This window comes from Micromonospora sp. S-DT3-3-22 (assembly GCF_015354745.1).
Taxonomy (GTDB): Bacteria; Actinomycetota; Actinomycetes; order Mycobacteriales; family Micromonosporaceae; genus Micromonospora; species Micromonospora wenchangensis.
In genome coordinates this window covers 33,423-44,498 of sequence record NZ_JACGMO010000056.1, presented here as the reverse complement: position 1 = coordinate 44,498, position 11,076 = coordinate 33,423, and the positions used below count along the sequence as shown (strand labels likewise).

At 73.0% G+C, this 11,076-nt stretch carries 7 protein-coding genes and 1 pseudogene; 2 read left to right on the top strand and 6 right to left on the bottom strand.

Translation table 11 applies throughout. The features are described 5' to 3' along the window. Window positions 1–211 (top strand): annotated as a pseudogene (locus H1A17_RS17705) (polyketide synthase); the annotation flags it as partial. A gap of 49 nt (window positions 212–260) precedes the next feature. Here H1A17_RS17705 and H1A17_RS17700 read toward each other — a convergent pair. From H1A17_RS17700 to H1A17_RS17675, 6 genes are all read right to left on the bottom strand, one after another. Then, on the bottom strand, window positions 261–725 hold the full coding sequence (locus H1A17_RS17700; protein WP_145919593.1) for a PaaI family thioesterase: 465 nt from the start codon (window positions 723–725) through the stop codon (window positions 261–263). 137 nt (window positions 726–862) lie between these two features. Beyond that, complete coding sequence (locus H1A17_RS17695; protein ID WP_194822371.1) at window positions 863–2,389, bottom strand: family 43 glycosylhydrolase; 1,527 nt, start codon at window positions 2,387–2,389, stop codon at window positions 863–865. A 78-nt stretch (window positions 2,390–2,467) separates the two neighbouring features. After that, window positions 2,468–4,522, bottom strand: a complete 2,055-nt coding sequence (locus H1A17_RS17690) for a family 43 glycosylhydrolase (protein WP_194822370.1) — start codon at window positions 4,520–4,522, stop codon at window positions 2,468–2,470. Between the two features lie 87 nt (window positions 4,523–4,609). Next, window positions 4,610–5,737, bottom strand: coding sequence for a cellulose binding domain-containing protein (locus H1A17_RS17685; RefSeq protein WP_194822372.1), 1,128 nt, complete (start codon window positions 5,735–5,737; stop codon window positions 4,610–4,612). A gap of 610 nt (window positions 5,738–6,347) precedes the next feature. Beyond that, window positions 6,348–7,346 (bottom strand): acetylxylan esterase, encoded by a 999-nt coding sequence (locus H1A17_RS17680; protein ID WP_194822369.1) that lies wholly within the window; start codon window positions 7,344–7,346, stop codon window positions 6,348–6,350. A 15-nt stretch (window positions 7,347–7,361) separates the two neighbouring features. Continuing rightward, entirely contained in the window at window positions 7,362–8,402 is a 1,041-nt protein-coding gene (locus tag H1A17_RS17675; protein ID WP_194822368.1) for a LacI family DNA-binding transcriptional regulator, read from the bottom strand. A 283-nt stretch (window positions 8,403–8,685) separates the two neighbouring features. Here H1A17_RS17675 and H1A17_RS17670 point away from each other — a divergent pair, with 283 nt between their 5' ends. Next, the gene (locus H1A17_RS17670) at window positions 8,686–11,070 is read left to right on the top strand and encodes a glycoside hydrolase family 3 N-terminal domain-containing protein (RefSeq protein ID WP_194822367.1); all 2,385 of its coding nucleotides are present in this window, start codon (window positions 8,686–8,688) and stop codon (window positions 11,068–11,070) included. Window positions 11,071–11,076 lie beyond the last annotated feature (6 nt).

Genomic DNA, 11,076 nt, shown 5'->3' with positions numbered 1-11,076 from the left:
GACCCGGCTGGCGCACGCGGTGTGGGTGCGCGCGTCCGGCCCGGTGCAGGCGGCCGAGGCGCTGACCGCGGTGGCTGCCGGCTCGGACCACCCGGACGTGCGGATGCTCGACGCGGACGACCCGGTGCCGACGCCGAAGGGCCGGGTGGTGGCCCCGCTGCCGACCTACCCGTGGCAGCGGCGCACCCACGTGGTGGACCGCCCGGACTGAACCGCCCGGCGCCCCGGCCGCCGGATCAACCGGTCGGCTGACCGGTGGGTCAGCTACCGGCCCGGACGGCGTGCTCGGCGCGCAGGGCGGCCCGGGTGGCCCGCGACGGCAGCGCGAAGTGCAGGGTGGACGCGGCCACCAGGGTGCCCCGGCGGTCACTGGCCCGGGCGTCGACCACCGCCGACCGGCTGGCCAGTTTGATCACCTCGGCGGTGACCCGCAGCTCACCGGGCTCGGCGGGTTCGAGGAAGCTGATGCTGCTGTGCGCCAGCACCATCGCCGGTGTCGGGCCGAGCAGCACGGTGACCGCGACGAAGCCGGTCAGGTCCATCGCCCAGAACATGGCCGGCCCGGAGATCGTGCCGTCGAGGCGGAGTTCGAGGCAGTCGGGGCCGGTCACCGAGACGACCCGGTCGTCGTCGACCGACTCCAGGCGCAGGCGCTCGGCGCCGGAGATGACCTCGGCGAGCCAGGCCCGCGCCTCATCGACCGACATCACAGCTCGGCTAGGCATGGACGCCACTATAGGCGATGACCGGGTAGCGCTCCGTCCCTGAACGATCACCCCGTCCCTGCCCGCCGGGCCTGGCAGACGTCCACGTCGGACGCAGCCGCCGGGCCGCCCGGATCGGACGGCCCGGCGGGCGGCGGTCACTCCAGCACGAACGTGGCCTCGGCGTTGCCGGTGGCGTCGGTGACGGTCCGCAGGTAGAGCAGGCCGTTGCTGTGCCGCAGGTACTGGCCGGGATAGTTGACCGCCTCGTACGACACCCCGGCGGCGTTGGACAGGCCGGGCCGCTGCACGAAGCTGGCGTCGGCGCGGTACGTCGACGAGGCGTCGTCCCGCTCGACCCACACCTCCCAGTTGCGGTGCCGCAGGTGGTAGCCGGGGAAGTTGGTGGACTCCAGGGAGACCGTGTTGCCGCCGGCCAGGCCGGGCACCAGGCGGAACTGCGAGTCGGCGAGGTTGGTCACGTTCGCCTCCAGCCGGGCCCGGTACTCCCAGTGGCGGACGAACCGGTCGGGCTGGTTGTCCGACCGCAGCCGGACCGGGGTGGCCCCGTCGGGCACCGGGATGCCGAAGTTCGGGGTGCCGTCGGCGTTCCAGTAGACCTTCTGGATGCGGGTGCGCCGGTTGGGGTCGCGCAGCGGGTCACCGCTGATGTCCCGGTAGTTGCGGTCGTGGTAGACGAGGATGTCGCTCTGCCCGTCCTCGGAGACGGTGAACGAGTTGTGGCCCGGCCCCCACTGGCCGGTCGCGGCGTTGCTGGTGAAGACCGGCTGTGGCGACTTGACCCAGGACGACGGGTTGAGCAGGTCGCTGCCGGCCGAGGCGGTGAGCAGGCCGAGGCAGTAGTTGGCGTCGGTGGCGCTGGCCGAGTAGGTGAGGAAGATCCGGCCGTTGCGTTGCAGCACGGTCGGTCCCTCGTTGACCTTCACCCCGCCGCGCATCTCCCAGTCCAGGGTGGGTACGGCGATCCGGGTGGGGGAGCCGCTGAGCGTCCACGGGTTGGCCATCCGGGCGATGTAGAGGTTGGAGTTCGTGGCGATGCCCGGCTCGGCCTGGGCCCAGATCAGGTAGCGCACCCCGTTGGTGACGAACGTCGACGCGTCCAGCGCGAAGGTCTCCCAGGGGGTACGGATCTGCCCCTTCTCGGCCCAGCTCGCGGTCAGCGGGTTCGCCCCGGTGCCCTCCAGCACGTACATCCGGATCGCCCAGACGTTGTCGGTGGCCCCGGCGGCGAAGTAGACGTACCAGCGGCCGTCGATGAAGTGGATCTCCGGGGCCCAGATGTGCGCGCCCATGATGCCGCTGGTGTGCCGCCGCCAGATGACGGTCTCCGGGGCGGTGGACAGGCCCTGGAGGGTGGTGGCCCGGCGCAGCACGATCCGGTCGTACTCGGGGGCGGTGGCGGTCATGTAGTAGTAGCCGTCGGTGTGCCGGACGATGTGCGGGTCGGCCCGCTGCGCGACGAGGGGGTTGCTGGCCCGCAGGGCGGGGGCGGCTCCGGCCGGGGCGGCGGCGCTCAGCAGGCTGGTCAGCAGGGCCAGCACGAGCAGCGCCGCCGTCCGGGTGCGCCCGGGGCGGTGGCCGGACGGCGGGGCGGTGCGGGGTGCGGTGGCGGGCGGGACCGGATGCGGCGGGAGCGCCGACCGGGGGTGGGGTGAGGCGGACATGCGGTGCTCCTGTCGGGGGCGGGGATACGCCTCGCCGGCCGACCACGGGGGTGGTCGGCCGGCGAGGAGGGACGGGCCCTACGACTTGGCCAGGTCGAACTTCCGGACGGTCACCGCGCCACCGAGGGAGCTGGTGGCGTAGTTGAACATGGCGAACCGGTAGCCCATGAAGAACTGCCAGGCGTTGTTGAGGGTGAACGCGGGGCCGAGCGAGGTGAAGTTCACCCCGTCGGTGCTGTACGAGAAGCGGGCCTGCCGGCCGGAGCCGGGACTGATGTCCGCGTTGATCCGCAACCAGATCCTGCCGCCGGAGATGCCGGCCCCGGCGACCTCGGTGCCGGTGCTTGTGGTGTTCCAGTTGCTGTCCATGGTCAGGTTGTTGACCACGGCGACCCGGGTCGCGCCGTTGTCCCGGCGGACGCCGATCCAGGCCGACTGGTCGCGCAGCATCGCCAGGCCGCTGCGGTCACCGTCGCGCATGGTGGAGTAGTCGAGTTCGATGGTGGCGGTGGACCGGGGGCCCTGGATGCGGTGGGTCAGCGTGTTGCGCGCGGAGTACAGGTCGTTGGTCACGGTCGCGGTCGACAGTCGCAGCCCGTTGTTGACCGACCACTTCGAGTTGTCCGGGTTGTGGTTCCACTCGTACTGCGGGCCGAGGGTGGTGCCGGCGAAGGTGTCGGTGCCGATCATGGGTTTGACCTGGCGTGGCGGCCGGGGCACGTTCGGGTACGGGTACGAGCCGCCCCAGGTGTTGTTGACCAGTTGCAGGACGGGCCAGCCGCTGGAGTTCCAGGTGACCGGGGCGAGCACCGGCACCCGGCCGCCGGGGTAGGCGTCCTGGAAGCCCATGTAGTACCAGTCGCCGTTCTGCGTCTGCACCAGGCCACCCTGGTGCGGCACGCCGCCGCCGGAGATCGGTCCGGGCAGGTTGAGCAGCACCTGTTGCATGGTGTACGGCCCGAACGGGCTGGACGCCTTGAGGATGTACTGACCGTTGGCCGGCCGGGTGAGGAAGATGTAGTAGCTGCCGTTGCGCTTGTAGAACCGGGCCCCCTCCAGGGTGCCCACGCTCGACGGGGTGGTGAACACCTGCTGCGAGCGGACCTGGGTCTTCCCGTCGGCGGAGAGCTGGGCGACGCTGATGTTCGTGTTGCCGTACGCGACGTACATCGTGTCGTCGTCGTCGACCAGCAGGCCGGCGTCGTAGTAGCAGCCGTTGATGGTGGTGTGCCGGCTCCAGGGGCCCTCGGCCGACGACGCGGTGTAGATGTAGGTCTTGTCGAAGTCGATGCAGCCGCCCCAGTAGAACGTCTTGTTGCTCTTGCGGTAGCCCAGGAACGACGCCCAGATGCCCCGGACGTAGCCGCGCCCGCCGGTCATGTCGTACTTCTGGCCGAAGTCCAGTCGGGGCACCGAGTGGCCGGCGAACTCCCAGTTGACCAGGTCGTAGGAGCGCAGCACGGGGGCGCCGGGGGAGTAGTGCATGGTCGACGCCGAGTAGTAGTAGGTGTCGTCGACCCGCAGGATGTCGATGTCGGCGAAGTCCTGCCAGATCACCGGGTTGCTGAAGGTGGACGACGGCGGCCACGGGCCCGTCGTGGGTGGCGGGGTGGTCGGCGGCGGCGTTGTGGGCGGTGGGGTGGTCGGCGGGGGTGTGGTGGGCGGTGGGGTGGTCGGTGGCGGGGTGGTCGGTGGTGGCGTGGTGGGCGGCGGGGTGGTGGTGCCGCCGGTGCAGGCGGTGCCGTTGAGGCTGAAGCTCGTCGGCTTCGGGTTGCTGCCGTTCCACGAGCCGTTGAAGCCGAACGACACGGTGGCGCCGGTGCCGATCGTGGCGTTGTAGCTGACGTTGCGGGCGGTGACCTGGGCGCCGGACTGGGTGACGGTGGCGTTCCACGCCTGGGTGACCTGCTGCCCGGCCCCGTACGACCAGGTCAGGGTCCAGCCGTCGACCGGGTCGCCCAGGTTGGTGACGGCGACGTTCGCGCCGAAGCCGCCGCCCCACTCGGACGAGACGGTGTAGTCGACCGCGCAGCCGGCCGCCGCGGCCTGGGCCGGTAGGGCGACCGCCGTTCCGGCGGCGATCAGGCCGGCGGCCAGGAACACCCGGCCCGGCAACGTTCTGGTGAGTCGCATTCGGTACTCCTACTGGGGGTGGCGGGAGTCGGTGGTGGGAAGACGTCCGGCACCGGTGCGCACGCACACCGGTGCCGGACGGGTGGGTCAGGCGACCGTGCAGGCGGTGCCGTTGAGCGCGAACCCGGCCGGTCGGGCCGTGTTGCCGGTGTGTTCGGCCTGGAAGCCGACGTCGACCGAGGTGTTCGGCGCGATCGTGCCGTTGTAGGAGACGTTGCGGGCGGTGACCGCCCCGCTGGTCGGCGTGTAGGTGGCGTTCCAGCCGCTGGTGATGGTCTGCCCGCCGGGCAGGGTGAACGCCAGCGACCAGCCGTTGACCGCCGTGCTGCTGGTGTTGGTGATGCTGATCGAGGCGGTCAGGCCGGAGTTCCAGGCGTTGACCGTGTACGCGACCCGGCAGCCCGCCGACGGCGGCGGCGTGGTGGGCGGGGGCGTGGTGGGTGGCGGCGTGGTCGGCGGTGGGGTGGTCGGCGGCGGCGTGGTGGGCGGGGCGGTGGTCGGCGGGGTGGTCGGCGTGTTGCCGCCGAGGCTGCCGGGCACCGCCCGCAGGGCGTTGTACCAGGTGGTGGCCATCTTGCGGTAGCCGGTGGCGTTGGGGTGGATGCCGTCGGCCAGGTCGGCCGTGCCCACCGCGCTGAACATGTCCACCAGGTGCACCCGCTTGCCGGCGTTGACCTTGCTCTGCACGATTCCGGGGATCGCCGCGTTGAACGTGCGGACCGCCGACTCGGTGCCGTTGCGCGGGATGATCGTGGCGACGAAGACGTCCGCGTTCGGCGCGGTGCTGGTGATCTTGTCGATCAGGGTGGAGAGCCGGGTCGGCGCGCCGGAGGCGTTGTACATGTCGTTGGTGCCGATGTGCAGCAGCACCGTGCGCGGGGTGGTGTTGCGCAGCCAGTTCACCACGTTGGCGTCGATCTGGGCGATGGTCCAGCCGGAGTGGCCCTCGTGGTCGTGGTCGCCCAGGTTGGACGGCCCGTTGAACATCGAACCGACGAAGTCGACCCGGTAGCCGTCGGCGACCATCCGCTGCCACAGCTCGATGCGGTAGCCGCCGGGGACGTTGAAGCCGTCGGTGATCGAGTCGCCGAGGGGCATCACCCGTACCCCGCCGTTGGACTCGGCGCTGGCGGGTGCGGTCACCACCGACCCGGTGGCGACCGCGGCCACCAGGGCGGCGGTGGCCAGGCCCAGCAGGCGCAGGCCGCGCCGCATGGTGGGCCGGCGGCGGCCGGCGGGTGCGGGGCGGGCGGGGTGGGGGCGGTCGGACGGGGGTGGCCCGGCGTTCGGGCAGCTCGTGCCGCTCATGGAAACTCCCTGGGGTGGCGCGCGGAGCGCGGTGCGGACGTGCAGCACGGCGACCGTCCCGGGATGTCGCCGTCTCGTCCGGCTCGTGGACAAGGGGGTGTGCCGGCACGGGCCCGGACGTCGCCGCGCGCACGGACCGACCGCCGTGTCCCCGGCGGGTTCCCCTGGAGCTGACGGGCGGAGGTGCGCCACGCGCGTCGACCGGGAACCCGGACCGCGTCACCGGCGGTGGACGCCGTGTGTGCCGGTGGCCACCGACCCCCGCAGGGGGACGAACTCCCGCAGGTGGACGAACCGGTGACCACGGCCGGAGCGTGCCCTGCGCTCCTGCCGCGATGCACCATATCGTGTTATCGCTAACATCGGCAACAGATCGGTGCGCGACGATGCCCGGGTGACCTACCGGCCGGCTCCCCGACGACGCCGGGTGGCGTGGACCGCCCTTCCGCCGGGCGGCGTCGCGTCCGCCGGCCGCGTCGGCGGCCCCGTCCCCGGCACGTCGGTCACCGCCCGCCGGTCACCGGGTCCCGTGGTCGGTGGCCGGGCGCAGCACCGGGTCGAGCCAGCGCAGTTGCCGCTCGACCTGCCACGCCTCGCCGCCCTCGTGACCGTTGAACGGGTAGGTGTGCAGCGTGCGCGGGGGAGTTCCGGGCCGGCCGTTGGCCGCGCCGTACTGGTTGTAGGCGGCGAAGCCGGTGCTCGGCGGGCAGACGTCGTCGCGCAGGCCGATGCCGAAGTGCGCGGGTGCGGTGGCCCGCCGGGCGAAGGTCACCCCGTCGACATAGGACAGCGTGTGCCGGACGGCCTCCTCGACCTGCCGGTGCACCGCCAGGTACCGGGCGATCTCGCCGTACGGGGCGGCGTCGGTCAGCTCGATCCCGCGCTGGACGTCACAGAGGAACGGCGCGGTGCTCAGCAGCGCCGCGAGGTCGTCGCACAGGCCGGCGACGGCCAGGGCGAGCCCGCCGCCCTGGCTGTTGCCGACGGCGGCCACCCGGGCCGGGTCCACCCCGGGCAGCGCGCGGACGGCGTCGACCGCGCGGACCGCGTCGGTGATCAGCCGGCGGTAGTGGTAGTCGTGCGGGGCGAGGATGCCCCAGGTGGCGGGCCACGGGCCGCCGGCCGCGCCGTGCGGGTCGGGGGTGTCGCCCGCGCCGTGCAGCCCGGACTGGCCCCGGTTGTCCATCAGCAGGTGCGCGTACCCGGCCGCCGGCCAGGTGAGCCGCTCGTGCGGCAGGCCCCGGCCACGCCCGTAGCCGGCGTACTCGACCACGGCGGGCAGCGCGGTGTCGACCCCGGCCGGGCGGGTGTACCAGGCCCGCACCGGGTCACCGGCGAAACCGGCGAAGGTGACGTCCCAGGTGTCGACCAGTCGCAGGTCGGTGCGGTGCGGGCGGACGTCGACCAGCACCGGCCGGTCCCGCGCCGCGCCGAGTGTGTCCCGCCAGAACCGGTCGAAGTCGGCCGGTTCGACGACGGTCGGCGTGTACCGCCGCAGGTCCTCGTTGGATGTCATGGGTTCCTCGGCTGCTCAGGGACGGGTGGTGGCGGGCGGGGCGGTGCTCTCCCGGACGACCAGCTCGGTCACCAGGTCGATCCGGCTGGTCGCCACCGTCGCGCCCCGGGCCAGCTCCAGCAGCATCTGGGTGGCGGTGCCGGCCATGTCCCGCAGGGGCTGGTGCACGGTGGTCAGCGGCGGGTCGGTCCAGCCGGCGACCGGCAGGTCGTCGTACCCGATCACCGAGAGGTCGTCGGGGACCCGCAGGCCGAGCCGCCGGGCGGCCCGGAGCACGCCGATGGCCTGCAGGTCGGAGCCGGCGAAGATCGCGGTCGGCCGGTCGGGCCCGGCGAGCAGTTCCAGGCCGTGGGTGTGCCCGCCGTCGACGTAGAAGCTGCCGTAGCGCACCAGGTCGGCGTCCACGGGCAGGCCGATCTCGTCGTGCGCGGAGCGGAAGCCGGCGGCGCGGGCCTGGCTGCACAGCACGTCGCGGGGCCCGGAGATGACGGCGATCCGGCGGTGCCCCAGCTCCAGCAGGTGCCGGGTGGCCAGCAGGCCGCCGTTCCAGTTGTTGGAGCCGACCGTCGGCACCGACGCCGAGGTGGCGCTGTCGGTGTCGACGACCACGAACGGGATGCGGTGTTCGGCCAGCATGAGCTGCTGCGGCGGGGTCGGGTGGCAGAGCACGAAGAGCAGGCCCAGCGGACGCCGGGCGACCAGGGCGTCCAGCCGGCGGGGCGCGGGCCGGTGTGCCCCGTCGAGCTGGGAGATGGCGATGCCCAGCCCGGCGGCGGAGGCCACCGCCTCGACCCCGCTCATGATCTCCATCGCCCAGCCGGAGTTGAACTCGTGGAAGACCAGGTCGATCTGGTCGATCCCGGGCGACTGCCGGCGGATGCGGCGGCGGTACCGGTGGCGTTCCAGGCTCTCCTCGACCCGCGCCCGGGTCTCGGCGGCGACGTCCGCCCGCCCGTTGAGCACCTTCGAGACGGTCGCCACGGAGACGCCGACCTCCTCGGCGATGGTGGCGATCGTGGCCGAGGCCTGTGGGGTGAGCGGGCGGGACGCGGTCATCGAAGCCTCACCAGGCACGTCCGAAAGTTTCGGAGAACTCTAGCACGTTCGGTTCGAAACCGGGATTCGACAGTGCCCGAGGATTTTGACGGGGGTGAATGTCCTTTCCGGGAGTAGTGCGGTCACATATCCCAATTGAGGCCCTTGACATGCGCCGGCAATGCCTCCTAAGTTGCCCGAAAAAGGTAACGCGCTGTTTACGAAATTTTCGATCCCCCCGCCGTCGCGTGCTGCCTGTCCCGGCGGGCGCGGGAGGGGGAGTGTCGAAGGTGAGGGGTGTGGCATGAGAAGTCAGGTGCCCGTCGACGACGGCCCGGCACCCCGCGGAACCCAACCGTGGCGGGACCCCCGACGCTCACCCGCGCAACGGGCCGACGCACTGGTCCCGCTCATGTCGCTGGAGGAGAAGATCGCCCAGCTCGTCGGCGTCTGGGTCGGCGCGGAAGCCTCCGGCGAGGGGGTCGCCCCGCACCAGGCCGACATGATCGACGGCGCGCCACCGTGGAGCACGATCATCCGGCACGGGCTCGGCCAGCTGACCCGCCCGTTCGGCACCGCACCCGTCGACCCCGTGGTCGGGGCCCGCTCGCTGGCCGCCTCCCAGGCGCAGATCGCCGCCGCGAGCCGGTTCGGCATCCCCGCCCAGGTGCACGAGGAGTGCCTCACCGGCTTCGCCGCCTGGCGGGCCACGGTCTACCCCACCCCGCTGGGCTGGGGCGCCTCATTCGACCCGGAACTGGTCGAGGAGATGGCCGGCCGGATCGGACGCTCGATGCGGGCCGCCGGGGTCCACCAGGGACTCGCCCCGGTGCTCGACGTCACCCGCGACTACCGCTGGGGGCGCACCGAGGAGACCATCGGCGAGGACCCGTACCTGGTCGGGACCACCGGGGCGGCGTACGTGCGGGGCCTGGAACGCGCCGGCATCGTCGCCACCCTCAAACACTTCGCCGGTTACTCCGTCTCCCGGGGCGGCCGCAACCTCGCCCCGGTGTCGATGGGCCCCCGGGAACTGGCCGACGTCATCCTGCCGCCGTTCGAGATGGCCCTGCGCCTCGGCGGGGCCCGCTCGGTGATGAACTCGTACGCCGAGATCGACGGCCTGCCCGCCGCGGCCGACGAGGGGCTGCTGACCGGGCTGCTGCGCGACGAGTGGGGCTTCACCGGCACCGTCGTCGCCGACTACTTCGCGGTGCGCTTCCTGGAGACCCTGCACGGGGTGGCCGCCGACGCCGCCGACGCCGCCCGGCTCGCCCTGCACGCCGGCATCGACGTGGAACTGCCCACCGTGGACGCGTTCGGCGAACCGCTGGTCGCCGCCGTGCGGGCCGGCGAGATCGACGAGGCGCTGATCGACCGGGCGCTGCGCCGGGTGCTGATCCAGAAGATCGAACTCGGGCTGCTCGACGAGGACTGGCAGGAACTGCCCGAGGACGCGGCGGACCTGCGGCTCGACGACGAGACCAGCCGCGACGTCGCCCTGCGGCTGGCCCGCGAGTCGGTGGTGCTGCTGCGCAACGACGGCGTGCTGCCACTGGCCCCCGGCCGGCGGGTCGCCCTGGTCGGTCCGGTCGCCGACGACCCGATGGCCCTGCTCGGCTGCTACTCCTTCCCCAACCACGTCGGGGTCCGCCACCCCGAGCACGGGCTGGGTCTGGAGATCCCCTCGCTGCGCGACGAACTCACCCGGCTGGTTCCCGGCCTCGTGCACGAGCCGGGCTGCGCGATCACCGGCGACGACACCTCGGGCATCGCGGCGGCGGTCACCGCCGCCACGCAGGCCGACGTCTGCGTGCTCGCCGTCGGCGACCGCGCCGGCATGTTCGGCCGGGGCACCTCCGGCGAGGGCTGCGACGCGCCCGACCTGCGGCTGCCCGGCGTCCAGGCCGACCTGGTCCGGGCCGTGCTCGACACCGGCACCCCGGTGGTGCTGGTGCTGATGACCGGCCGGCCCTACGCGCTCGGCCCCGACCACGAGCGTGCCGCGGCCGTCGTCCAGGCGTTCTTCCTCGGCCAGCGCGGCGGGCAGGCGCTCGCCGAGGTGCTCACCGGCGCGGTGAACCCGTCCGGCCGGCTGCCGGTCAGCGTCCCGCGTGACGCCGGTGGCCTGCCCGGCACCTACCTGACCCCGCCGCTGGGCCGTCGCTCCGAGGTGTCCTCGATCGACCCCACCCCGGCGTACCCGTTCGGCCACGGGCTGGGCTACACCACCTTCACCTGGTCCGACCCGGTGGCCTCGGGCGCGGGGGAGACCGGCGGACCGCCGGCCTGGCCGGTCGACGGCGAGACGACGGTACGGATCACCGTGCGCAACACCGGCGACCGGCCCGGCACCGAGGTGGTGCAGCTCTACCTGCACGACCCGGTGGCGCAGACCACCCGACCCGTGGTCCGGCTGGTCGGCTACGCCCGGGTGCCGCTGGACCCCGGCACGGCGGCGCGGGTCAGCTTCACCGTGCCCGCCGACGTCGCCTCGTTCACCGGGCGCGACGGCCGGCGCATCGTCGAACCCGGCGACGTCGAGCTGCGCTTCGGTCGCTCCAGCGGCGACACCGCGGCGACCCTGCCGCTGCGCCTGACCGGCGGGCAACGGCAGGTCGGCGCACGACGACACCTGCTCACGGCGGTACGGGTCGAGTCCGCCGGCACCGACCCGCAGGCCGGATAGGAGGCC

Bases quoted from the DNA above. Each gene is read 5' to 3' on its own strand.
- H1A17_RS17700 (WP_145919593.1), bottom strand. From the start codon at position 725: ATGCCTAGCCGAGCTGTGATGTCGGTCGATGAGGCGCGGGCCTGGCTC.
- H1A17_RS17695 (WP_194822371.1), bottom strand. From the start codon at position 2,389: ATGTCCGCCTCACCCCACCCCCGGTCGGCGCTCCCGCCGCATCCGGTC.
- H1A17_RS17690 (WP_194822370.1), bottom strand. From the start codon at position 4,522: ATGCGACTCACCAGAACGTTGCCGGGCCGGGTGTTCCTGGCCGCCGGC.
- H1A17_RS17685 (WP_194822372.1), bottom strand. From the start codon at position 5,737: ATGCGGCGCGGCCTGCGCCTGCTGGGCCTGGCCACCGCCGCCCTGGTG.
- H1A17_RS17680 (WP_194822369.1), bottom strand. From the start codon at position 7,346: ATGACATCCAACGAGGACCTGCGGCGGTACACGCCGACCGTCGTCGAA.
- H1A17_RS17675 (WP_194822368.1), bottom strand. From the start codon at position 8,402: ATGACCGCGTCCCGCCCGCTCACCCCACAGGCCTCGGCCACGATCGCC.
- H1A17_RS17670 (WP_194822367.1), top strand. From the start codon at position 8,686: ATGAGAAGTCAGGTGCCCGTCGACGACGGCCCGGCACCCCGCGGAACC.